General features: G+C 62.9%; 21 protein-coding genes and 1 tRNA gene. 9 read left to right on the forward strand and 13 right to left on the reverse strand.

Going from position 1 to position 24561, the window contains the following annotated elements:
- Nucleotides 1–55: 55 nt before the first annotated feature.
- The 4 genes from QQL79_RS13960 to QQL79_RS13975 form a co-directional block, all read right to left on the reverse strand.
- Nucleotides 56–1021, reverse strand: coding sequence for a DMT family transporter (locus tag QQL79_RS13960; protein ID WP_284391819.1), 966 nt, complete (start codon nt 1019–1021; stop codon nt 56–58).
- A 36-nt stretch (nt 1022–1057) separates the two neighbouring features.
- Complete coding sequence (locus QQL79_RS13965; protein ID WP_284391821.1) at nt 1058–1255, reverse strand: hypothetical protein; 198 nt, start codon at nt 1253–1255, stop codon at nt 1058–1060.
- Between the two features lie 213 nt (nt 1256–1468).
- Nucleotides 1469–1831: a DUF427 domain-containing protein gene (locus QQL79_RS13970; protein WP_284391823.1), complete on the reverse strand. Its 363-nt coding sequence runs from the start codon at nt 1829–1831 to the stop codon at nt 1469–1471.
- A gap of 49 nt (nt 1832–1880) precedes the next feature.
- Complete coding sequence (locus QQL79_RS13975) at nt 1881–3692, reverse strand: glycosyltransferase family 39 protein (RefSeq protein WP_284391825.1); 1812 nt, start codon at nt 3690–3692, stop codon at nt 1881–1883.
- A gap of 226 nt (nt 3693–3918) precedes the next feature.
- On the opposite strand from QQL79_RS13975, the gene QQL79_RS13980 reads away from it, so the two are divergent.
- From QQL79_RS13980 to QQL79_RS13990, 3 genes are all read left to right on the forward strand, one after another.
- Nucleotides 3919–4209, forward strand: a complete 291-nt coding sequence (locus QQL79_RS13980; RefSeq protein ID WP_113123956.1) for a co-chaperone GroES — start codon at nt 3919–3921, stop codon at nt 4207–4209.
- A 48-nt stretch (nt 4210–4257) separates the two neighbouring features.
- Nucleotides 4258–5901 (forward strand): chaperonin GroEL, encoded by a 1644-nt coding sequence (gene groL, locus QQL79_RS13985; RefSeq protein ID WP_284391829.1) that lies wholly within the window; start codon nt 4258–4260, stop codon nt 5899–5901.
- Nucleotides 5902–6204: 303 nt separating this feature from the next.
- Nucleotides 6205–6447, forward strand: coding sequence for a BrnA antitoxin family protein (locus QQL79_RS13990; protein WP_284391831.1), 243 nt, complete (start codon nt 6205–6207; stop codon nt 6445–6447).
- A gap of 13 nt (nt 6448–6460) precedes the next feature.
- Here QQL79_RS13990 and QQL79_RS13995 read toward each other — a convergent pair whose 3' ends face one another.
- The 8 genes from QQL79_RS13995 to QQL79_RS14030 form a co-directional block, all read right to left on the reverse strand.
- Entirely contained in the window at nt 6461–7213 is a 753-nt protein-coding gene (locus tag QQL79_RS13995; protein ID WP_284391833.1) for a TSUP family transporter, read from the reverse strand.
- 1 nt (nt 7214) lies between these two features.
- Nucleotides 7215–8417: a glycosyltransferase family 2 protein gene (locus QQL79_RS14000; RefSeq protein WP_284391834.1), complete on the reverse strand. Its 1203-nt coding sequence runs from the start codon at nt 8415–8417 to the stop codon at nt 7215–7217.
- A gap of 59 nt (nt 8418–8476) precedes the next feature.
- The gene (locus tag QQL79_RS14005; protein WP_284391836.1) at nt 8477–8728 is read right to left on the reverse strand and encodes a hypothetical protein; all 252 of its coding nucleotides are present in this window, start codon (nt 8726–8728) and stop codon (nt 8477–8479) included.
- A 41-nt stretch (nt 8729–8769) separates the two neighbouring features.
- Nucleotides 8770–9477, reverse strand: a complete 708-nt coding sequence (hisG, locus tag QQL79_RS14010) for an ATP phosphoribosyltransferase (RefSeq protein ID WP_284391838.1) — start codon at nt 9475–9477, stop codon at nt 8770–8772.
- A complete protein-coding gene (locus QQL79_RS14015) occupies nt 9474–10538 on the reverse strand; it encodes an ATP phosphoribosyltransferase regulatory subunit (RefSeq protein WP_284391840.1) in 1065 nt (354 codons plus the stop codon). The genes hisG and QQL79_RS14015 overlap by 4 nt, the downstream gene beginning before the upstream one ends.
- Nucleotides 10539–10575: 37 nt before the next feature.
- Complete coding sequence (gene hisS, locus QQL79_RS14020) at nt 10576–12072, reverse strand: histidine--tRNA ligase (protein WP_284391843.1); 1497 nt, start codon at nt 12070–12072, stop codon at nt 10576–10578.
- A 111-nt stretch (nt 12073–12183) separates the two neighbouring features.
- On the reverse strand, nt 12184–12453 hold the full coding sequence (locus QQL79_RS14025) for a hypothetical protein (protein ID WP_284391844.1): 270 nt from the start codon (nt 12451–12453) through the stop codon (nt 12184–12186).
- Between the two features lie 416 nt (nt 12454–12869).
- The gene (locus QQL79_RS14030; RefSeq protein WP_284391846.1) at nt 12870–13499 is read right to left on the reverse strand and encodes a DNA-3-methyladenine glycosylase I; all 630 of its coding nucleotides are present in this window, start codon (nt 13497–13499) and stop codon (nt 12870–12872) included.
- Nucleotides 13500–13768: 269 nt separating this feature from the next.
- Between QQL79_RS14030 and QQL79_RS14035 the strand changes: the two genes are divergently transcribed.
- Nucleotides 13769–15661, forward strand: a complete 1893-nt coding sequence (locus tag QQL79_RS14035) for a ubiquitin-activating E1 FCCH domain-containing protein (protein ID WP_284391848.1) — start codon at nt 13769–13771, stop codon at nt 15659–15661.
- A 19-nt stretch (nt 15662–15680) separates the two neighbouring features.
- On the opposite strand, the gene QQL79_RS14040 is transcribed toward QQL79_RS14035, so the two are convergent.
- Nucleotides 15681–15757: transfer RNA gene (locus tag QQL79_RS14040), tRNA-His, on the reverse strand.
- 179 nt (nt 15758–15936) lie between these two features.
- Here QQL79_RS14040 and QQL79_RS14045 point away from each other — a divergent pair.
- From QQL79_RS14045 to QQL79_RS14065, 5 genes are all read left to right on the forward strand, one after another.
- A complete protein-coding gene (locus QQL79_RS14045) occupies nt 15937–18597 on the forward strand; it encodes a sensor histidine kinase (protein WP_284391851.1) in 2661 nt (886 codons plus the stop codon).
- A gap of 134 nt (nt 18598–18731) precedes the next feature.
- Nucleotides 18732–19763, forward strand: a complete 1032-nt coding sequence (locus QQL79_RS14050) for an extracellular solute-binding protein (protein WP_284391854.1) — start codon at nt 18732–18734, stop codon at nt 19761–19763.
- 233 nt (nt 19764–19996) lie between these two features.
- Nucleotides 19997–21043: an extracellular solute-binding protein gene (locus QQL79_RS14055; RefSeq protein ID WP_284391856.1), complete on the forward strand. Its 1047-nt coding sequence runs from the start codon at nt 19997–19999 to the stop codon at nt 21041–21043.
- Nucleotides 21044–21142: 99 nt separating this feature from the next.
- Complete coding sequence (locus QQL79_RS14060; RefSeq protein WP_284391858.1) at nt 21143–22774, forward strand: ABC transporter permease; 1632 nt, start codon at nt 21143–21145, stop codon at nt 22772–22774.
- Between the two features lie 157 nt (nt 22775–22931).
- Nucleotides 22932–24413 (forward strand): ABC transporter substrate-binding protein, encoded by a 1482-nt coding sequence (locus QQL79_RS14065; RefSeq protein WP_284391860.1) that lies wholly within the window; start codon nt 22932–22934, stop codon nt 24411–24413.
- The last annotated feature ends 148 nt before the right edge of the window (nt 24414–24561 follow it).

Below are 24561 nucleotides of genomic sequence, written 5' to 3' on the forward strand. Positions count from 1 at the left end.
GATCGAGTTCAAACCACAAGATGGTCCCTAGGTGGGGGTACCAGGAGCTCCGATCCTAAGGCGTATTCGCCTCTCTCGATCTAATCCGATCGAGGCCGAGATAGTGTTCGCGCAGCACCACGAAAATGCCGGAGCAGACCACGATCGAGGCGCCGATGATCATGAGCAGCGTGGGCATGTCGCCAAAGACGAAATAGCCGATCACAAGGCTGATCAGGAGCGAGGTATATTCGAAGGGCGCGATAACAGAGAGATCGGCGTAGCGGTAGCAGGCCGTGAGCAGGATTTGCGCTATGCCCCCGGCAATGCCGGCGGTGACCAGCAATGCGGTTTGCTGCGGATTGGGCCAGACCCAGCCGAAGGGGAGCGTCAGCAGGGAGAGGAAGCTGGCGCTGACGAAGAAATAGAGCACGATGGTCTCGGTGCGCTCGGTCTGCACCAGGCGGCGTACCTGCAACATGGCGAAGGCGCTGAGGAAAGCGGCGCCCAATGCGGCGATAACGCCGATGGTTTCTTCGGCGCCGAGACCCGCGGGATGGGTCAGAAGCGTCAGGCGCGGCCAGAGCATGATGCCGACACCGGCAAGGCCGACAATGACCGCCGTCCAGCGATAGATGAAGACGCGTTCCTTGAGCAGCAGCGCGCCCAGAATGACCAGCAGCAGGGGCGAGGCATAGCCGATGGCGGTGGATTCGGGCAGCGGCAGCTTGGTGAGGCCGAAAAAGCCCAGGCCCATCGAACCGACGCCGATGAGACCGCGCAGGACATGGCCGACCGGATTGGCGGTCTTGAGGCCGGCGACGAGCTGGCGCTTCCACAGCAGCCAGGCAATGACCGGGATAATGGCAAAGAGCGAGCGGTAGAAGACCAACTGGCCGGCCGGAATGCCCTGCGCTGCCTTGAGGCAGGTGGCCATGACCACGAAGATGCAGACCGAGGCGACCTTGAGCCCGATGCCGCGCAGCGCATTGGTGCCACCGGCATGAACGGAGGGGGCACTGGCGGCGGCGGGACTGGTCACGGAACTCTCGTGCTGCGAAATGCAGCTTTTGGCCGGTTAATTGCCGGCGGTCTGCTCTAGCTTTTCCTTGGCGACACGGGCGGTGGCGAAGGCTTTGTGCTCGGGGCCGACGGCGCTGCCGGTCTTGATGACCTTGGCATCGGCGTCGTGAATCTCCCAGTGCCAGTTGGCATTGGGGCCGCTGCCGCCTTTGAGGCGCAGCTTGATGGCGAGGGGGGCGGTGAATTGGGTCATGGCGGTCTTATGCAGCAGGTGACGGCGAGGGGAAAGGGGGTTTTTGGGATTTTTGGCTCGGGTTGTTTCTGCCTTTCACCCACGATCGCCTCCCTCGGGCTTGACCCGAGGGTCACTCCCAGCCCGGCACGAGCGGCGAGTGGTCCTCGGGTCAAGCCCGAGGAAAGCGACCGTGATTGGGTCGAAATGATGCCATTGGCAGAAGACCGTTACCTAAACCTCGGAACGCCTGTGCTCGATACCGTCGCCTTCGAAGGCGAGGTAGTCACGGATGGGTTCGACCAGGGGGCATGGATCGGGGTAGTACCAGGCCAGGTCGGTGCCCGTCGCAGTGAGGGTCTTGAGGGTGTAGTAGGACGCTTCGCCCTTATAGGGACAGCTCGTCCTGGTTTCGGAGGCCTCGAGAATGCCGGGCTGGACATCCTCGCGCGGGAAATAGATGCGCAGGGGCTGACCCGGCTCGTCCAGCTCGAGGGCATTGAGCGAGCTGACGATCTCGGCGCCGTCGAAAATGACATGGGCGCGGCCCCTGGCGGGGGTGATCCTGATGTCTTTGTCGAGGCATTGACGGGGCATGGGCAATCTCCTTTTGCCCTAGCCTAACGCGACCGTTTGCCGTGGGTTCCTATTGCCTGGTGACCGAGACGGCGGTGAATTCCACATCTTCGGGGCCGGTGATTTCGAGGGTGGAATTGCGCGCGCCGACATCCCAGCGTCCCGGGGCGTCGAAGGCAAATGCCGTCGGGCCATTGGCAGTGAACGAAGCAACCTGAACGCCATCGAGCCAGAGATCGACAGGGCCGGAACCTGTCACCTGGCCTTCGACACGGGTAATGGCGGTGCGGGGAAGTTCGAGCAGGGAGACGCTGCGGCCCGAGACATCGGGGACTGAGCCATCGAAGTGGAAATTGGTCGCCGACAAGATTTGCAGGTCAGGGATTTCGACAAGGCCATTGCGCTTGATGTCGACCGTTTCGACCAGCGAGACGCTGTCGAAGAGCTGAGCGAGATAGGCGATGGATGATTGAGGATCGGTCGTGCGGGTGACGAAATAGCCGCTACGGCCGGCGAGGTCGGCCAGGTCGACATTGAACGCGATGTTGCGCGGGTCTTCGCCAATGCAGGGCAACGGGGCCCGGCCGGCGGTCTGGGCGTCGAGATAACCGCATTCGATCCAGTTGAGGCCGCCAACGAATGTGTCCGGGGTGGCGAAGGCATTGAGGCGGTTGAGGGCTTCACCCACTTCGGTCCAGGCCATTTGCGGCACGGTGGGGTCTTCCCATTGGCCGGGGAAAGCCTGGCGGGCCCAGCCGGTTGCGGCGTGGCTGAGCAGGGCGCCGATCAGCAGCACGGTGATGGCGGCGGTGGCGCCCAGCCAGGTGCGGATGAGCCAGGCGTGGCGGCGCGCAATGACCGTGGTGGATGCGGCCAGGATGATAAACAGCGACATATAGCCCGGCGCCTGCCAGTGGAAATGGAACTGGGTATCGGACCACAGGGCAACGAGGGTGAAGAAGATGACCGGGGGCACGCCGATATAGGCGAGCAAAGCGGCCGCGCCGGGCACACTGCCTTGGGGATATTGCGCGCGCGGGCCGGCAAAGATGGCATGCAGGCCAACCCAGATGGCCGGCAGGGCCAGCCAGGGCACGATATAGAGCAATTGGCCGACAATCATGCGGATCAGCCGGGCCCAGTTCCAGCTCTCTTCGGCCAGCGCGCGGCCACCCTGGAAGGCGAAGGAAACCCAGTGGTTTTGAGCATTCCAGATGGGGACGGGCAGGAAGATAACCAGCGCCAGGAGTGCGGCGACATAGGGCGCGGGATGGGCGAACCAGCGGCGGGCATTGGCGTTGGCCAGCATGAAGATGGCAGCGCCCAGGCCGATGAAAGCGCCGTGATATTTCGACAGCAGGGTTAGGCCGAGCCAGAGGCCGGCGAGCAACCAATTGCGCCAGGGGCGTTCACCGCCCTGCCCGACGAAAATATCGACCAGCACGAGGCAGGTGGCGGCCCAGAACAGCATCATGGGCGCATCGGGCTGCAGCCAGCTGCCGACCGAGAGGGTGAAAATGGCGGAGACGTTGAGGATCAGCACGGCATAGAAACCGGCCCAGCCTGAATGCACCTTTTCGCCCAGGCGATAGACCAGAAAGGAGGTGACCACGAACATCAGCACGAAAGGCAGGCGCAGCAGCCAGACCGCTTCCGAGCCGGTCAGCTTCATGGTGGCCCAGATGATCCAGAGCGACAGCGGGGGCTGATCGAAATAGCTGAGGTGAAGCTCGCGAGCGCTACTGGCATAATAGGCTTCGCCAGTGCCAAAGCCGATGGCGGTGGCGCCCCAGAGGCGGAACAGCAGCGCAAGGCCGATCAGAATGAGCGCCCAGACCGCTGGATTGGCGGAAGAGCGCGGGGAAACATCGGAGCTGGCCATGTCGCGTGCAAATACCTTGGGAAATCCGGTCCCTGTGGTATAGCGCCGGGGCGGGTGTCGCAATGGCTTCATCATTGCCGACTAGGCAAAGTTTATTGGCTGGCGAGAGCGTTTTCCTTGACTCCGCAGAGCCCCCCTCCTATATCCCCGTCACCTGTTAGCACTCTCCTATATCGAGTGCTAACAGGCCCGATATTGCATTGAAATTGATGCCATAGGAGCAATCATGGGCTTCCGTCCTCTGCACGACCGCGTGGTCGTCCGTCGCCTCGACAGCGAAGAAAAGACCAAAGGCGGGATCATCATCCCCGACACCGCCAAGGAAAAGCCCTCCGAGGGCGTGATCGTCTCCGTGGGCCCCGGCGCCCGCGACGACGCCGGCAAGACCGTGGCGCTCGACGTCAAGGCTGGCGACCGCGTGCTGTTCGGCAAGTGGAGCGGCACCGAGGTCAAGGTCGACGGCGAAGACCTGCTGATCATGAAGGAATCCGACATCATGGGCATCATCGAAGGCTAAACCCTTCTGTTGCCCTTTCTTTTTGTCCGTACTTAAGGAGCGCCCCTCATGGCCGCTAAAGAAGTAAAGTTCTCCACCGATGCCCGCGACAAGATGCTGCGCGGCGTCAATATCCTGGCCAATGCCGTCAAGGTGACCCTGGGTCCCAAGGGCCGCAACGTGGTCATCGAAAAGTCGTTCGGCGCACCGCGCATCACCAAGGACGGCGTGACCGTCGCCAAGGAAATCGAACTGGAAGACAAGTTCGAAAACCTGGGCGCACAGTTGCTGCGTTCGGTCGCTTCCAAGACCAATGACATTGCCGGCGACGGCACCACCACCGCGACCGTTCTGGGTCAGGCTATCGTTGTCGAAGGCGTCAAGGCTGTTGCCGCCGGCTTCAACCCGATGGACCTGAAGCGCGGTATCGATCTGGCTGTTGAAGAAGTCGTTGCTTCGCTCAAGGCCGCTTCCTCCAAGATCAAGTCGTCTTCGGAAGTCGCCCAGGTCGGCACCATTTCGGCCAATGGCGAAACCGCCATCGGCGACATGATTGCCGAAGCCATGCAGAAGGTCGGCAACGAGGGTGTGATCACCGTCGAGGAAGCCAAGACCGCCGAGACCGAACTCGATGTCGTTGAAGGCATGCAGTTCGACCGTGGCTACCTGTCGCCCTACTTCGTGACCAATGCCGAGAAGATGACCGCCGTTCTGGAAGATCCCGTGATCCTCCTGCACGAGAAGAAGCTCTCGAACCTGCAGGCTATCCTGCCGATTCTCGAGTCGGTTGTGCAGTCGCAGCGCCCGCTGCTGATCATTGCCGAAGACATTGAAGGTGAGGCTCTTGCGACCCTCGTCGTCAACCGTCTGCGTGGCGGCCTCAAGGTTGCTGCCGTCAAGGCTCCGGGCTTCGGCGACCGCCGCAAGGCAATGCTGGAAGACATCGCCATCCTGACCGGTGGCCAGGTGATCTCGGAAGATCTCGGCATCAAGCTCGAGAACGTGACCATCGACATGCTGGGCACTGCCAAGCGCGTTGAAATCACCAAGGAAAACACCACCATCGTCGATGGCGCCGGCACCCAGGAAGACATCCAGGGCCGCGTTGGGCAGATCAAGGCACAGATCGAAGAAACCACTTCGGACTATGACCGCGAGAAGCTGCAGGAACGCCTGGCCAAGCTCGCCGGTGGCGTTGCCGTGATCAAGGTTGGCGGCTCGACGGAAGTTGAAGTCAAGGAGCGCAAGGACCGCGTCGACGACGCGCTGAACGCAACCCGCGCTGCCGTTGAAGAAGGCATCGTGGCCGGCGGTGGCGTTGCGCTGCTGCGCGCTTCGAACGCCATCACCGCCAAGGGCATCAATGCCGATCAGGCCGCCGGTATCGCCATCGTGCGCCGCGCCCTGCAGGAACCCGTGCGCCAGATCGCCAACAATGCCGGTGCCGAAGGCTCCGTTGTTGTCGGCAAGATCCTGGAAAACAGCTCGGCAACCTTCGGCTACAATGCTGCGACGGGCGAATATGGCGATCTCGTCGAACTCGGCGTTATCGACCCGGTGAAGGTGGTTCGCACCGCTCTGCAGGACGCGGCGTCGGTCGCTTCGCTGCTGATCACCACCGAAGCGCTGATCGTGGAAGCCCCCAAGGAAGCTGCACCGGCAATGCCGGGTGGCGGCGGCGGCATGGGCGGCATGGGCGGCATGGATTTCTAAGGCTAACGCCTTAGATTCCTTTCGCTCACGGGGCGTTTCGCAATTGGCCCGACGCGCTAAAGCCGCGCTGGACCAATTGCTGGCCCTGCGCGGGCGCGGCAGACGCCTGCCGGTCCGCCTTGCGGACTCAAGAAGCAGAATAAGAAGCTACGAAGTCTCGTTACTTCCCAGTCACGGACTTTGCAGGAGGCGCGGTGGAAACACCGCGCCTTTTTCGTTGCCGGCTGCAATCCCCGCACAAGCTTGGATTGCTAACCAAATGCTGTTGGTGACAGATGTGCAGATCAAAGGAGCATTCTTGCCATGAGCAGACCACCCATGCGCCGGGGCGGCAGCGCCCTCGATCAGGCCGAGGCCGCCTTCAAGGCCGTGACCAGCAAGCCAGTAGAGGCAGCGCCCGCGCCCAAAAGCCAGACGCCGCCGGCGGGCAAAGAGCTGGTGTCATTGCGGCTGGACCGGGACGTGCTGGAGCATTTCCAGGAAGATGGGCCGGGCTGGCAGGAACGGATCAACGCGGCGCTGCGGGTGAGTGCGGGGCTGGAATAGGGTTGAGGCAGCCTCAGCGAAAGAAAATCAACTTCAGCGCCAGCGCTATCGACACCACGGCCACGACCGGGCGGATGACTTTGGCGCCGTAGCGGATGCCGGTGCGGGCGCCGATATACCCGCCCACTATTTGACCGGCGGCCATGGCCAGCGCGGCGGGCCAGACGACGTCGCCGGCGGGAATGAAGATCACCAGTGCGGCCAGGTTTGAAACCAGGTTGAGCGCCTTGGTATTGCCCGAAGCGCGGGTGAGCCCGAAGCCGAACAGGGTGACGAAGCAGATGGTGAAGAACGAGCCCGTGCCGGGGCCGAAAATGCCGTCGTAGAAGCCAATGACCAGACCCATGAGCGGCACGAAGCGTCCGAAGGGCAGTCTGGCGGCCTTATCGGCATCGGAGAGATTGGGCGCGAAGACGAAATAGAGCGCGATGCCGATCAAGGCGATGGGCACGGCCAGGGTGAGCAGGCTCGTATCGAGTTGCTTGACGGCCAGCGCGCCGCAGAAGCTGCCCGCGAAGGTGAGCGCGATGGCGGGGATCAGCGCCCGGAACGAGACAAAGCCGCGGCGCCAGAAGGTGAGCGTAGCCATGGCTGTGCCGACCACACCCTGGAGCTTATTGGTGGCGAGGGCCGCGACGGGGGGCAGGCCGGCGGACAGGAGCGCGGGAATGCCGATCATGCCGCCGCCGCCGGCAATGGCATCGACAAAGCCGGCCAGCATGCCGACGGCGGCCAGCGCGAGAAGAATCAGCGGATCGGAAATCACGTCAGGCCTGATCGGAGTGGAGCGGCGGCGCGGGATCGGCGACGCGGCGCTCGTAGATGGGAATATTGATCATGGAGGACATAAAGCCGCTCATCATCAATTGGAAGCCGGTGACGAGGGCCGTCATGGCCAGGATCATGGCGCGCAGGGTGGAATTGGGATTGAGACGGCCGAAGCCGCGCTCGGCCCATTGGCCAAAACCCCAGAGCAGAACCACCAGGCCCACCAGCATCAGCACGATGGCTATGGCCAGGATGCGCTCGAGGGTCAGGGCTTCGAGAATGCGATCATAGGTGCCGGAGCGGGGAATGAAGCCATAGCGGGAGGCAAAGCGCCGGCCGATCACGGCAAAGGCGATGGATTGCGCGCCGACGATGACGCAGAGCGCCGCGATCAGGAAGGTGTGGATGTCGAGGGCGACCTGGCCGATATGCAGCGGGCCGGGCAGCAGGATGGCGCCGACCAAAAGCCCCATACAGAGCAGGGCAATGCCCGGATAGAGAAACAGCCAGCGGGGAGAAAACAGCAGCAGGAAGCGCAGATGGCGCCAGCCATCGCGGAAAGACCGCAGATGGGGTGGGCGCGAGCGGCCATCCCTGGACAGCGTGGTGGGCACTTCGCTGATATCCAGATGGGCGAGCGTCGCCTTGACCACCATTTCGGAGGCGAATTCCATGCCGGTGGTGCGCAGCTTGAGGCCCAGCACGGCAGCGCGGGAAAAGCCACGCAGCCCGCAGTGGAAATCGCCGATGGGCGTATGGAAGAAGCGCCGGCCAATCGCGCTGAGCACCGGATTGCCGATATAGCGGTGGTGCCAGGGCATGGCGCCGGGCGCGATGCCGCCGGCGAAGCGATTGCCCATGACCAGATCGGCGCCGTCGCGCAATTGGGTGACGAAAGCATCGAGATTGGCGAAATCATAGCTGTCATCGGCGTCGCCCATGATGACGTAGCGGCCGCGCGCGGCCTCGATGCCCGTGCCCAGCGCCGCACCATAGCCACGTTGGGCAACGGGGACGACGCGCGCGCCATTGGCGAGGGCGATATCGCGCGAGCCATCGGTGGAGCCGTTATCAGCGATGACCACCTCGCCCCTTATGCCGGTGCGGGCGAGGAAGGCATTGGCCTTGCCAATGCAGGTGGCCAGCGTTTCGGCCTCATTGAGGCATGGCATGAGAATGGTGAGTTCGACGTCGTCGGCCAAGTTTGCCCCCAAACCGGATGGCGTCTTGTGGCGCAAATAGGGGCGGCAGGCAAGAAAGCTCAGTCGCCGCCACCACCACCGCCGCCATCGCCCCCGCCGCCGCTGTCGCCACCACTATCGCCCGTGCCGCCGGAATCAGTGTTATCGCCATGCCGGTGGGTGGAGCCGCCACCGGCATCTCCGCCATAGACAGTGCCCGAGTCATCGGACTGGCGGGACCGGCGGCGGCTGGCGTGGCGCGGGCGCGAGCGGGCGATGGACCAGGCGACGAGCCCCATACAGACCAGGGGAAGCAGAAGGAGCCATTCCATGGTGTTAGCCTCGGTTTTGCTTGGAAGAACGGGCTGGTTCGTCAGAACTCGGTTTCAGCCGCAAGGCGCGATAGCAGCGCCTGCATGCTGGCGCGGCGGGGATTGGTCCAATCGGCAGTGCGCGAGACGATGAGGCAGGCCTGGCTTTGCAGCATGACGCCATCTTCGAGGACGCGCAGATTGTTGGCGGCGAGGGTGGAGCCGGTAGTGGTGATGTCGACCACGATATCGGCCACGCCCGAGGCGGGGGCTGCCTCGGTGGCGCCCAGGCTTTCCACGGTGCGGTATTCGGCAATGCCTGCCTTGGCGAAATGCTGGCGGGTGATGGTGATGTATTTGGTGGCGATGCGCAGCCAGCGACCGTGGCGCGAGCGGAAATCGGAGGCCACATCGGCCAGATCGTGCAGATGGGTGACGTCGATCCAGGCATCGGGCACAGCGACGACGACGTCGGCATGGCCGAAATCGAGGGTTTTGGCAAAGGCGACCGATTGGGGACCGGTCTCGCTGGTTTCGTGGATGAGATCGCGGCCGGTAATGCCGATATCGATCGTGCCGCGGATCAGTTCGCGGGCGATTTCGGAAGGGGGAAAGAAGCGTACGGTGACGTCGGGCAGGCCTTCGATAGCGCCGAGATAGGAGCGGGCGCCGCCGGGGCGAGAAATGGTGAAGCCATTGCGGGCGAACCAGTCGCGGGTGAGCTCTTCGAGGCGGCCCTTGGAGGGGACGGCGAGGGTGATGCCGGTCATGAGCGGACCTCTTTTTCCAGCCGATCGACCCAGACGGCGCAGCCGGAGGCGGCGATGGGAGCTTTGGCGCCGAGGCGTTCGAGGAGGCGATCATATTGGCCACCCGAGGCGAGGACTTCGCCATTGGGGCCGGTCATTTCGAAGACGATGCCGGTGTAATAGTCGAGGCGCGGGGAAAAGCCGGCGTCGAAGCTGACGCGGGCTTCGCCCAGGCCATTGAGATGACGGCGAATGGTGCGGATGGGCGCGCCGAGCATGAGTCGGTATTCGGCGGCCAGGCTCTCGATACGGGTCAGCGCCTGCAGAACAGGGCCGGAAATGGCGAGGTATTCGCGCAGCAGCCTGAGCGTTTTGGCCGGGACGTGGGCGGCGTCGAGAGCCTGCTGCTCGAGATAGCGGTCAGCGATTTCCTGGGGCGAGCGGCCTTCGGACAGGCTGAGGCCGGCGGCGACCATTTGCTCGGTGACATCGGAGACCAGCGCCTCGCGGGAGGGCTGCTGTTCGCGCGGCAGGTCGGGAGCCAGTTCGAGCCGGGTCAGCAGGCGATCGAGCGCCTCGGTGTGACCGAAACGGTGGCGGATGCGCGAGCGCCAGGGATCGGGCATATCGGCCTGGGCCAGGAGGGCTTCGAAGAGCCCTACCCCGCCGAGGCGAACCAAGGGGCTGACGCCAAAAATGGAGAGGGCGGCGCGGGCAAAGGTCAGCACCTGATCGAGCGCCACATCGCCATCGCGCTGGGCGAGCAATTCGATGCCGCCCTGATCGAATTCGGCGGCGCCGGTCTCGCGCTGGCGGAAAATGGGGCCGAGATAGGAGAAGGCAGCCGGTGCGCCCACGCCATTGGCGATGTAATCGGCCACGATGGGCAGGGTGAAATCAGGGCGCAGGCAATATTCGGCGCCGGAGGCGTCAGTGGTGAGCAGGAGGCGGCGGCCGAATTCCTCGCCGGCAAGATCGAAATAGGGATCGGCCGAGAGCAGCAATGGCGGGGTGGCGCGGGTGGCGCCCTGGGCTTCGACCAGGGCTTCGAGATTGGCGCGGCGGAGGGCGGCGCCGGTCATTGGGTGGTTTCCCGAGATGGGCCGGAGGACATGAGCATCATTGTTCGCTCAGCAGCTTCTGGATGGCCGCTACCAGGTCACCACGCTTGACCTCGAACTGGCCCGGCCTTGCGGCTTTCCATTCGGCGTTGTCGGTGATGGCCTGGGCGGCCTCTTTGCCGGCGATCAGGTCCTTGATCTGGATGATGCCCTGCTCGCGTTCCTGGCTGCCTTCGATGATGACGGCGGGGGAATTGCGCTTGTCGGCGTAAGAGACTTGCTTGCCGAAATTCTTGGTATTGCCGAGGAACATTTCGGCGCGGATGCCGGCATTGCGCAGCTCGGCCACCATGGCCTGGTAGGAGGAGGTCTGGTCCTTGTCCATGACGAGGACGACGACGGGCCCAACGGGCTCACTCGAGGCGATATTGCCGGTGAGCTTGAGCGCGTTGAACAGGCGCGAAACGCCGATGGAAAAGCCGGTGGCGGGCACGGGCTCGCGGCGGAAACGGGAGACCAGGCCATCGTAGCGGCCACCGCCGCCGACCGAGCCGAAGACGACGTCCTGGCCCTTTTCGTTCTGCACCTTGAAGGTCAGTTCGATCTCGAAAACCGGGCCGGTGTAATATTCAAGGCCGCGCACGACGGAAGGGTCGAGAATGACGCGACCACCAAAGCCGGCAGCGCTGACCAGGCCGAAAATACTGGCCAGTTCCTGAACACCCTGGAGGCCGGTTTCCGAACTGCCGATGAGGCCAGCCAGGGTATTGATGGTGGCAATGACATGGGCATTGCTGCCCTTTTCGACGCCCGTTCCGGGAACGCCACTTTCGATATAGCCAACCAGGGTCGCGATCTGCGCATCGTCGAGCCCGGCGCCCTTGGTGAAGTCGCCGCTTTCATCCTTGCGCCCTGCCCCCAGCAGCAGCTTGACGCCCTCGGTGCCGAATTTATCGAGCTTGTCGATGGCGCGAAGCACGATGAGCTTTTGGTCGTCGGAGGTAACGCCGGCGGCCTGCAGCACGCCATCGAGCACTTTGCGATTGTTGACGCGGACCACATATTTGCCGGCTAGGCCCAGCGCATCCATCACATCGGCCATCATCATGCACATTTCGGCGTCGGCCTCGGGGCCGGCGGCGCCGACCGTGTCGGCATCGAATTGCATGAATTGGCGGAAGCGGCCCGGGCCGGGCTTTTCGTTGCGGAAGACATAGCCCTGGCGATAGGAGCGGTAGGGCTTGGGCAGGGTTTCGAAATTTTCGGCGAAATAGCGGGCGAGCGGCGCGGTGAGATCGTAGCGCAGGCTCATCCACTGCTCGTCATCGTCCTGCAGGGAGAAGACGCCTGCATTGGGGCGGTCGGTATCGGGCAGGAATTTGCCAAGCGTTTCGGTGAGTTCGAGCAGGGGCGTTTCGACCGGATCGAAGCCATAGCGCTCATAGACATGCCGGATCTTGTCGATCATGGCGCCGACGGCGGCGATTTCACCGGGGGTACGGTCCTCGAAGCCGCGCGGCAGGCGCGGGGCGATGAGCTTGGCTTTTTCGGTCATTTGGGCAGTCCTTCGGGAACGGGCCGTTGTTAGCGGATCGGGCATGGAGGGGCAACAGGTGAGCGGGGGATTGTGCCCCCTCGCCTTCCGAAGAAAGCGAGGGGGCACGGGTTACATGCCCGGTCTCCACAAGGGTGGCGGGATCTGCGGGTTGGCCGCGGGCTGTTGCAGCCATTGGTCAAAGCCTTCAGCGGGCGGCAGGCCCACATCGGCGCGCAGGCGCGGCGACAGATCGACAGCCTGGCTGATGCGTGGACGGTTCCACCAGGCAGCAAAAGCTGCATGCAGAACGGGGATGAGGCCACGCTGATGCACGGCATCGGCGATGGAGAATTCAAGGCGCAGCACGACGCTGCCCTCATTGAGTGCATTGAACGACATAGCGATATCCGGCAGCGCAGGAACGCGGACCGGCCTTCTGTGAGTTGAGGAGCGGCGGGAAGGGAGGGAATCGGAGTCGAAAAAGACCCGGTTTCAACCGATCACGATGCTGGGTTTGGGAAGTGTCCGCGGCAGAAAAACCGGCGGTGATGAAAAGTGAGCCTTAGGCTCGCTTCATGCCCCACGCATGTGGGCCCAGATGGAGTTCATGTACAATATTCATGTAGCGCCTCCCTCTGGTTGGCGTTGCGGGACGAATCCGTTCTAGCTCACGGCCCCGTGAGCCGCAAGCGGGGGTGTGACGGGTTGTCGCGGAAAGCGAGGGGTGTTGCCGATGGGCAACAGGCAAATCGAGGGCGTTCCCTGCACATTTCATTTCGCCACGCCATTCCCGCGCGGGAACGAGTGCACAAGGACTATTTCACCGGTCGCTGAAGCGCAGCGCGGGAGGCTTCGACTTCGGGGCGGCAGAAGCAGGTTTCGATGTGATCGTTCACCATGCCCATGGACTGCATGAAGGCATAGCAGGTGGTGGGGCCGACGAAATTGAAGCCACGTTTGCGCAAATCCTTGGAGAGGGCGCGGGAGGCGTCGGTCTGGGCGACGGCGCTGAGGGCGGACCAGGAATAGTCTTCGGCGCGATGGCCAGGCCGGGGCTCGAACTGCCAGATATAGGCGGCGAGCGAGCCGAACTCCTTTTGAACCTCCAGAGTCCGCCTGGCATTGTTGATGGTGGCAGCGATCTTGCCGCGATGGCGGATAATGCCGGGATCGAGCAGGAGGCGCTCGATATCGGCCTCGGTCATGGCGGCGACTTTGGCGATGTCGAAGCCATGAAAGACTTCGCGGAAGCGCTCCCGCTTGCGCAGAATGGTGATCCAGGACAGGCCGGACTGGAAGCCTTCGAGGCAGATCTTTTCGAAGAGACGTGTATCGGAGGTGACGGGGCGGCCCCATTCGTGATCGTGATAATGGCGATAGAGGGCATCATCGCCCGGCCAGGGGCAGCGCGGCAGGCCATCGGGGGGCGGGACTTCGACGGTCATGGCGGGCTCCACTGATATCGGGCTGGAAAAGCTCGTAGCGCTGCATGGCGATTCTGGGAATTGCGGCCCCAAGCAGCGGCGAAAATCATCGATTGGCAGATGTCGCGAGTATTGTTGGCGGGGGCGACCCGGATTTGACAAACGAAAACGTGAACCGCATCTGCCGCCGGGTAAAAGTTTATTGGCCGGTGGTGGCTTTTTAATAAGGAATATCACCGATATTCCCGCTGCTCCGCTGTGGGGCGACCGATCCCACGGGTGCTAGCGTCATGCGTCCTTTCCTTCGGCTTGTCGCGCGATTTGGCCGCGACGAGAGCGGTGTGTTTGCAATCATGTTCGGCCTGATGGCCGTGGTGCTGATCGCCATGGGCGGCGCCGTGGTGGATTATGTGCGGCTGGAGCAGACGCGCAATCGCGCACAGATCGCGCTCGATGCGGCGGCGCTGGCGCTGCAGAAGGAGGCCTTCAGCACCGGCATGACGAGTGCCGTGCTGACCGAGAAGGCCCAGGCGCTGATGGTGGATCGCATAGCCGATACCGATATCAGTGCTGAAGTGACCCTGGCGCGCACGGACGCAACCCTGGGATCGCTCTATTTCGAAGCAGAGATGACTGTGCCGACCCTGTTCGTCGGATTGGTCGGGGTGCACGATCTGAGTGCCAGCATCGTTTCGGAGGTGACGCGCGGTTCGATGGATATCGAGGTGGCTGTGGCGGTTGACCTGACCGGATCGATGAACGACCCGATCTCCACCTCCAATCAGGGCTCGACCAAGCAAAGCAAGGTGGAGGCGCTCAAGACTGCATTGGGTCAGTTGATCGACATCGTCGTGCAGGACGAGCAAACACCGACCTATTCGAAAATGGCGCTGGTGCCTTACTCCATGGCCGTCAATGTTGGCGCCACCTATGCCAATAGCATTCGCGGCACCCCCAAGGGACCCACTCCGATCACCGCGATCGGCTGGGCCAATGGCACCGGTAAGGCCATCACCGCAGCGACGCAGAAAAGACCAGTCGTTATCACGTCGAACCTGCATGGTTTCGTCACCGGCGACGTCGTCTATATCAACAATGTCGGCGGCATGACGGAGCTCAATAACAAGATCTTCGTGGTTACCAAGGTCAGCGACAATTCCTATTCGCTAAATGGCAGCGACGGCCGCAACTACAAAAGCCTCAACAATACCAGTGGAACGGCCACCAAATGCCTTGTCAGCACATGCGAGCTGGTCGTCACGTCGCCAGAACACGGCCTGACAAGCAATGCCAACGCCTATCTTTCCGGCATTGGCGGCATGTCCAGCCTTAACAACAATGGCGCCGTATCTGGGAGCAACCTCGCCTGGACGATCGGCGCCGCGACCACCAATACTTTCGTGCTGCCCGGAACGCCAAAAACCAACGGGATCAACTATGGCACTTATAGTTCCGGCGGGACTGCTGCCTGTGTCCTGCCAGGCTGCAGCTATCATCTGTTCGCCAATTCCTCGGGCAATCTGCGGCGCTTTCCGATCAGCACGTGCATCACCGAGCGCACGGCCAATGCCTATACGGATGTCCCCACCTCGACCACCCCGCTGGGGATGAACTATCCGGCGACGGGCAATAATCCATGCCTGCCGAATACGGTATTGCCGCTGACATCGGACAAGACCGCCTTGCACGGCGTGGCCGGCAGCCTGACCGCTGGTGGGTCGACTGCGGGCCATACCGGCGTCGCCTGGGCCTGGTATATGGTTTCGCCGAACTTTAACGGCCCCTGGCCGCAGGACAGCCAACCTGCGGGACCGGGCAAGGTCAACATCGTCAAGGCCGTTGTTTTGATGACCGATGGCGAATTTAACAGCTCCTATTGCAATGGCGTTATCAGCAACAGCTCGACAACCGGTAGCGGCAATGCCAGCGACCAGATCACCTGCGCCCCGCCCAATGGGAGCTCTTATTCGCAAACACAGTCGCAATGCGACGCCATGAAGCGGGCCGGCATCATCGTCTATACGGTTGGCTTTGCCATCGTGAACTCGCAAAGCGCCATCAACCTGATGGCCAATTGCGCGACCGATGCCTCACATGCCTATCAGGCCAATACCGGCCAGCAATTGGCCGATGTGTTCAGCGAAATCGGGCGCAATCTCGCGGCACTACGCGTCACGAAATAACTTTGATTCTGCTGAAAAATGGTACCGCCTCCCCGGATTGAACGGGGGACCTCTAGATCCACAATCTAGCGCTCTAACCAACTGAGCTAAGGCGGCAGGGGGCTTGTCGAGGGATGCCGGAGGGGCGTCCCGAAAGCGGGCGGAACATAGGTCGAGAATTTCTGGATGACAAGCACCCTTTTTGCCTCATTCCACCGCCCGACACCGCGCCTTTCCACAACATGATCGTGACGGCCACGAAAACGTGACCATTCGTAAGGTTTTTGCACTTAACCATGGCGATCAAAGCTGCGGGAAGCGTGGCCCGGCTGCTCTGGACCATGGGACACGCGCACTATATTGAAGAAACCGTAAGGACGGTGCGCGCAATTGTGCCGATCTGGCACAGCAAGAGGCCACCCCTTCTCGACGGAAACTGGCTGTATATGGATGCCGACTGGATCACATCGCCGAGCGCCCGTCGCGTGCTGCAGCATGCCGAGGATGCACGTCCGGCCTGGGTCTGGGCGCAGGATGGCCAGGAGCTGATCTGGCAAAACGCAGCCGCCGAGCTGTTTCTGGCGAAACTCAAGAAACATGGATTGAAGCGTGCGCCGCTCGCCACCCCGATCAAGGGGCAGGTGGCGCGCAATATCAGGCTGGGCTCGACCGGACGGACCAGCCTGGCCCGCATTCAGTTTCTGGCGGGCAGCAAGCCGGCCTCGGGCACTTGCGCAACAACCCCGCTGATCTGGCAGGATGGACAGCCGGTGCTGCTGGTGGTTGGCGTCGACCCGATCGAAGCGGAGGTTCTCGCAGCCGCGGCGGCCGAGAGCCGCCCCGATGAGGGAGCCGAGCCGGCTGCAGAGATACCGCCCGCCAGCGAAGAGACGGTCGAGAGCGGCGACGCCGACACGGTGGCCGAAATCATCGCCGCGGACGAACATGCCTATGAACAGGAGCTGGCCAATTGGCGTTCGGCCGAGGCGGACGGGCAGGCGCCGATAGCGGACGACGGCGAGGCTCCGCCCGCGCCAATGCCGCCGGCCGATGATGAGCCCGGGCCGGAATGGCATGAGAGCGACGATAATGCCGGAGCCGAATCGGTCAGCCGGCTCTCGGCCCTGGTCGACCGGCTGGCGGCGGATGCGGCGCTCTTTACCCCGCTGACATCGGCAGACGATGTCATGTATGCCAAGCCCGAAGACCCGCCGGCGCCGGCCAGCGGGCAGCTTTATCGCGTGACGGGCCGGGGCTTTACTGGCGAGGCGGGCGCGGAGCCGGACGAAACCGGTTCGGAAACGCCTGAAAGCGCCGGTTCGGACCCCGAAAGCGTGGCGGCAGCGATTGCCGAAATCGCGCCGCCCTTGCCCGAAGATCCCGAAGCAGTCGAGCGGGTGTCGCGCTATAATTTCGATGAGCTATCGCGCATTCTCAATGACCGGGTGGGCATTGGCGACGCCGCGCCGGTGACGCCGCCCCCATCGCCGCAACCCGAGCCGCCGCCGGTGGCAGTGCCGCAACGCGTGGCGGGCGCGCTGATCAATCTGGGCGGAGAAACGCTGGTGCTCAACCGGCTGCCGCTGGGCATATTGGTGTTCCGCGACCAGCAGGTGCTGTTTGCCAACCGGGCCATCACCGAAATGGTGGGCTATGATTCGGTGGAGCAATTGCGCAATGCGGGCCTGGCCTCGGTGTTTCCGGCAGCGGGGCCGGATGAGCAGGAGGCTGGGCCAGTCAACCATCTGGTGCAGCGGAATGGCGCGCTGGTGCCGGTGACGGCGCGGTTGCAATCAATCTCCTGGCAGGGCCGCCCTGCCCTGATGTTATCGGCTAGCGCCACCGAAGTGCGCACCGGGCACGAGGCGGCGGTGCGCGCCTTTGCCGAGTCTTTCGCCGAAATGCGGGGCGACGGCTTTTTCGATGCCAACCGGGCCGGGGTGATCAACCTCGCCAGCCCACGGGCGCTCGCCTTGCTGGGCGAAGGCCTGGCCGGGCGGCCATTGAGCGGGCTGGTGGCCGAGGACGACCTGGCGGCCTTGCGCGAATTTCTCGAGCGGCCGGCCCGCTTTGCCGAGACGGCGCGCCCGAGCCTTACCCTGCGCAGCGATGGCGGGGCGGCCGAGATGAGCATTTTCGCGCAAGGACAGGCCGGCATCGTCACGGGCTATTTCGGCTTTGTCAAAGAACGTGGCACGACCCCTGCCCGACTTGCGGGGCCGGGGGAACCCGATCCGGCGCTGCTGGCGCGGATCAGCCGGGGCGTGCGGCGGCCGCTTAACACCATTGTCGGCTTTTCCGACCTGATCCGTGCGCAGGCCTCGGGCGCACTGGGCAATGAGCGCTATGAAGAATATGCGCAGGACATTTCGGCGGCCGGGCAGGAAATCGCCGCACTGGTCGACGAGCTGGATGATTATGCGCGGCTGCGTGACGGGCGCTACCTGCCGCAACGCGCCAGCATCGAGCTGACGGGGCTGCTCGAAAGCTGCGTCATGCGCATTCGGCAGCAAGCAAGCAATGCCCGCGTCATCGTGCGCAACGCGATTTCCGAGAGCCTGCCACGGGTGACCGCCGACCGCGCCTCGCTGGTCCAGGCGGTGCTGAACCTATTGGCTTCGGCCATCGACCAGACGCCGACGGGCGGTGCGGTGGTGATTTCGGCGCAGCGCGAGGACGATGGCGGCATTTCCGTGCATGTGCGGGACAGCTCGACGGCGCCGGTCGATATGGCCGAGCGGTTCGTGGTGTTCCGCGACGGCACCAGCCGGGAAGGCAAGGCGCTGACGCCCGTGCGTTCCAGCGTGGGGCTGGCGCTGACGCGCTCGCTGCTGTCGGTCAATGGATTTGCGCTGTCGGTGGACCCGGCCGGGGCCACGGGCATGCTGTTTACCCTGCTGATCCCGGCGGACCTGGTGGACAAGCCGGCACTGCAATCGGAGCAGCCGAGCAGTTAAGCGCCTGATCGTGCATGGCATTTGCTGGCCAGATTTGAACCATTCCAATCGGTAAACTCTTGGTTTTGTTGAGTTTATTGACAGACATCGGTTGGCGGCGCACAACGCCCGCTGCATGCCGATGGAGAGTCCCGATGGCCAGAACCGCGCTTGTTGCTTGCCTGCTGATCCTGGGGGCGCTGAGCGCGCCGGCCTGGGCGCAGAATGGCGAGGTCAATGTCTATACCTATCGCGAACCGGGGCTGATCCAGCCGCTGCTGGACCGGTTCACGGAAGAAACCGGGATCAGGACCAATGTGCTTTATGCCGCCGATGGACTGATCGAGCGGGTGGCGGCGGAGGGGGAGCTTTCGCCGGCGGACGTCATCGTAACGGTCGATATCGGGAACCTCGCCAATGCCAAGGAACTGGGTGTGTCGCAGACCATTTCGGCGGCGGCTTTGGCGCGGGTGCCCGACCAATATCATGACCCCGATGGGCAATGGGTGGCGCTATCGCTGCGGGCGCGGGTGTTTTATGCCTCGATCGACCGGGTGAGTGAGACGGCGCTGACCTATGAGGACATTGCCAAGCCGGAATGGAAGGCGCGGCTCTGCACCCGCTCGGGCCAGCATGTCTACAATATCGGGCTGATCGCCACACGCATCGCCCATTGGGGCGTGGACCGCACGCGAACCTGGCTGGGGGCGGTGCGGGATAACCTGTCGCGGGCGCCGACAGGGGCGGATCGTGACCAGGTCAAGGCGATCTTTGACGGCACCTGCGATCTGGCGATCGGCAATACCTATTATATGGGGCTGATGCTGACCAATGAGGCCGAGCCCGAGCAGAAGGATTGGGCCGCTTCCGCGCGGATCATTTATCCCGATGCGGATGGCGAGGGCACGCAGGTCAATGTGTCGGGGGCGATCCTGGCGAAATATGCGCCGAACAAGGACAATGGCGATCGGCTGGTGGAATTCCTGCTGTCGGATGAAGCGCAGCATCTTTATGCCAGCGGCAATTATGAATTTCCGGTGGTGCCGGGGGTGGAGCCATCAGAACTCGTCGCGAGCTGGGGGATGCTCAAGGCGGACCAGACACCGCTGACCGAGATTGCCGCGCATCGCAAGGAAGCGGCGGCGCTGGTGGATGAGCTGAAGTTTGATGAGGGGCCGCAGAATTAGGTCGCCGCATTGCTGCTGTTCTAACCACCCTGTGGGTTTAGGCGCAAATGCCGCAGGCGCGTAACATGATTTTCTCGCTCAGCTAACGGCTTGTTTTCGCATTGGATTTGCAACGAAGATTTGAATCGCTCTAAGCTGCAAGTCTTTGTTATTATTGGTATTTCTTGACATTGTGACGCTTTGCCAAGACAAGGCGTCCATTGCGGCCCCGATGCCGCCCTTGGGAGAGAACCATGACAAAGACGACACGCCTTGCCTTTGCCCTGCTGAGTTCAACGCTTCTGGCGGGGCTCAGCACCCCCAGCTTTGCCCAGAGCGGCGAAGTCAATATTTACAGCTATCGCGAGCAGGGCCTGCTGCAGCCGCTGCTGGACAAGTTCACTGCCGAGACCGGCATCGAGGCCAAGGTGCTTTATGCGGGCGATGGCCTCTTGGAACGCGTTGCCGCCGAGGGCGAATTGTCGCCGGCCGACGTGGTGCTGACCGTCGATATCGGCAATCTGGTGGGCGCCGAGGAACAGGGGCTGACCCAGCCGATCACCACCCCGGTTCTGGCCGAGCGCGTGCCGGAAGCTTTCCGCGATGACGATGCCAATTGGACCGCGCTGTCGCTGCGGGCTCGTGTGTTTTACGTCTCCAAGGACCGCGTCGAGGATACGGCGCTGACCTATGAGGACATTACCGGGCCGGAATGGAAGGGGCGCCTGTGCACCCGTCCGGGCGACCATGCCTATAATATTGGTCTTATCGCGCAGCGCATCGCGGCCCATGGGCTCGACAATACCCGCGAATGGCTGACCAAGGTGCGCGACAACCTGGCCTATGCCCCCAGCGGCGGCGACCGCGAAGGCGTCAAGAACATCCTGGCCGGCACGTGTGATCTGTCCATCACCAATACCTATTATATGGGTGTGATGCTGAACAACCAGGCCGAGCCGGAGCAGAAGGACTGGGCCAATTCGGCGCGGATCATCTATCCCGACGCCGAGGGCGAAGGCACCCAGGTCAATGTGGCCGGCGGCTTCATTGCCAAGCATGCGCCCAATGCCGAAAATGCCAATGCGCTGATCGCGTTCCTGCTGTCCGACGACGCCCAGCAGATCTATGCCGACACAAATTACGAATTCCCGGTGGTGGCCTCGGTGGCGCCGTCCGAGCTGACCCTGTCCTGGGGTGCGCTGAAGCCCGTGGCGACGCCGCTGGTGGAGGTCGCTGCCAATCGTGCAGCGGCGGCGGCTCTTGTCGATGAGCTCAAGTTCAACGAAGGTGCGCAGAACTAGGCGCTGCCCAACCACGAGATCGAGGGGCTTGCAGCATCTCAGGATGGATTCCGGCCTGCGCCGGAATGACACGGTGGTTGTTTGACGGCTCAGATACGAGTGACCAAAAATGTGACCGGTGGGGTGAAAGCCCTGCCGGTCGTTGCGCTTGTGCTGGCTGTGGCGGCGGGATTGCCGATCCTGTGGCTGGGCTGGGCGGCGGTGAGCAGCGGCAGCAATGGGCTGGCCGCGACGATGTTGCCAACCGCCTTGCGGGAAACCGGCATTTTGATGGGATCGGTCGGGATATTGACCGGCGTCGTGGGTCTGGTGGCGGCGTGGCTGGTGACGCATTACGATTTTCCGCTGCGCCGGGTGTTCGATTGGATGCTGGTGCTGCCGCTGGCGGTGCCGACTTACCTGGCGGCCTATGGCTATGTGGAATTTCTGGGTTTTACCGGGCCCTTGCAGACGGCGTTGCGCGGGGTCACCGGCGCGCGGACGCTGCAGGATTACTGGTTTCCCGATATTCGCAGCCATTGGGGCGCGGCCATCGTGCTGTCCTCGGTGCTGTACCCCTATGTCTATGTCGCGTGCCGGGGCTTTTTCCTGATGCAGTCGGCTTCGCTCAATATTGCAGCGCGCACATTGGGCGCGGGCGGGATGCGGACGTTTTTTTCGATCATTCTGCCGACCTCGCGCCCGGCCCTCGTCGTGGGGGTGACGCTGGCGATGATGGAAGTGGTCAACGATCTGGGAGCGGTGCAGTATTTCGGCATCAATGCCATTACCGCCATCATCTATTCGACCTGGATCAACCGCTCCGACTTTGGCGGGGCGGCGCAATTGGCGGTGACGGTGGTTTTGGTCATTGGCCTTTTGATCGCGGCGGAGCAGCGGGCGCGGCATAATCGGGTTTATCTCGCCAATCGCGATAGCCGGGTGCCGCCGGCGCGTGAGGCGCTGACAGGCGGGCGGGCCTGGGCAGCGTTCGGGTTTTGCCTTGTGCTGCTGGGCATGGGCTTTGGCATTCCGGTGGGGGAATTGAGCTATCTGGCGTTCAGGCTGGTGCTGCCCGAGACGGTGCGGATGACACTGGGCGCGTTGGGGCCGACGCTGGTGCTGGCTTCGGCAGGGGCTGTTATCACGGTGATATTGGGGCTGGTGGCTGCCAAGATCGGGCAGCATGCGGGAAGCCTCTCGCGCGGCGCGATCCGGCTGGCGACCTTGGGCTATGCCATTCCCGGCACGGTGCTGGCGCTGGGGCTGTTGCAGCCACTGGGACAGGCCGATCTGTGGTTCAATCGCATGACCATGGCGCTGGCGGGCTGGCGGCCGGGGCTGATCCTGTCGGGCTCGATGGCGGCGCTGCTCTATGTCTATGCGATCCGGTTTCTGGCGGTGAGCCATTCAACGCTGGACGCCGCGATCAAGAAGCGTGGCGATTCCATGCTGCATGCCGGGCGGGTGCTGGGGCAGAGCGGGCTGGGGCTATTGCTGCGGGTGGATCTGCCGACGCTGATGCCGGCCATCGTGAGCGCGGCGACGCTAGTGTTCGTCGAGATCGTCAAGGAATTGCCGGCAACACTGCTGCTGCGGCCGCTGGGGGTGGATACGCTGGCGACGCTGGTTTATGGCCGGGCCAATGCGGGGCTGTTCGCGCAGGCGGCGATGCCGGCGCTGTTTATCGTGCTGGCAGGGTTGGTGCCGGTCATCCTTGCTACGCGGCTGGGCGATCGTAGGAAAGTATAACCGCTGTACCTACTGCCATGTTAGTGGCGTTTGCCTATACGATTGGGCCATGGGAGCTGGCGCCACATGCGCCGGCACGGTTTTGCACGGGAATAACGGGCTAAGCCGGGTGCGATTCGCCTGGGGACGCCGGGAACGCGGTTTTTGGAGTGACGGGATGGGCAGGATTTTCAAGAGTGCCGCGCTGGCTCTGGCCCTGATGGGCGCGCTGAGCGGAGTGGCGCTGGCGCAAAAGACCGAGGTGCGGATCGGGGTGGCGCTGGAGCCACCAATTCTTGATCCCACGGCGGGCGCGGCCGAGGCCATCGATATCGTGGTCTATCAGAACATTTTCGAGGGTCTGACCAGCATTGACGAAAACGGCGCGGTGCAGCCGGGGTTGGCCAGCGAGTGGACCATTTCGGACGACAATTTGACCTATACGTTCAAGCTGCATGAGGGCGTGACCTTTCATGACGGCTCGGCCTTCGATGCCGACGATGTCAAATTCACCTTCGACCGCATTCTGGCTGCCGACAGCGTCAATGCGCATAAGGAGCTCTACACCGATATTGAAAGCGTGACGGTGGTCGATCCGTTCACCATCACCTTCAAGCTCAAAAAGCCGGTGGGGCTGTTCCTGTTCAATCTGGGCCGGGGCGATGCAGTGATCGTGGCGCTGGAAAGTGCCGACAATAATGCGACAACGCCGATCGGCACGGGCCCGTTTGCCTTTGTACAATGGGACAAGGGCAATCGCGTCTTGCTGGAGCGCTATGAGCCCTATTGGGGCGAGTTGCCCGCGCTGACCAAGGCGACCTACCGCTTTATCGGCGACACGGCAGCCATGACCAGTGCGCTGCTGGCCGGCGATATCGACGGTACCAATAATTTCGCGCCGGATTCGCTGGCCGTGTTCGAGGGCAATCCGCAATTCAAGGTGCTGGTGGGCACCACCGAAGGCGAGACGATCCTGGGCACCAATAATCGCAAGGCGCCATTCGATAATCTCAAGGTGCGGCAGGCCATGGCCCATGCGCTGGATCGCAAGGCGATCATCAATGGGGCAACCTATGGCTATGGCACGCCGATCGGCGCGCCCTTTGCGCCGCATAATGCCTATTATGTCGATCTGACCAATACCTATCCTTATGACCCGGAAGCAGCCAAGGAGCTGCTGGCAGAAGCGGGTTATCCCGATGGGTTCAGCGCGACGCTGAAGCTACCACCCTTGGGCTATGCGCGGCTCTCCGGGCAGATCATCGCGAGCCAGTTCGCGGCAGTGGGCATCAAGCTCGAGCTGATCAATGTGGAATTCGCCCAGTGGCTGCAGGACGTCTACACCAACCATGATTTCGACCTGACCATCATCAGCCATGTCGAGCCGTTCGACATTGGAAATTATGCCAATCCAGACTACTACTTCGGTTACGACAACCCCGAATTCCAGGCGCTGATCAAGACACTCAATGAGACGGTTGACGACGCCAAACGCAAGGAATTGGCCATCGAGGCGCAGACCATCCTGGCCAAGGATGCGGTCAATGGCTACCTGTTCGAGCTCGCCCAGACCGGGGTGTGGAACGCCAAGCTTGCGGGCATGTGGCAGAATTCTCCGATCGAAGGGCTGGTGCTGCGGGGGGTTCACTGGGTGGAGTGAGAACGCTCGTTCCGCGCGTGGGACCACCCCCACCCCTGTCCCCTCCCCACAAGGGGGAGGGAGACCCTCTCAGTCTATCTTCGTAGCCGGACGCGTTGAGTCTGCGGCTCCATCGTCTCCCTCCCCCTTGTGGGGAGGGGACAGGGGT

Source organism: Devosia yakushimensis (genome assembly GCF_030159855.1).
Taxonomy (GTDB): domain Bacteria; phylum Pseudomonadota; class Alphaproteobacteria; order Rhizobiales; family Devosiaceae; genus Devosia; species Devosia yakushimensis.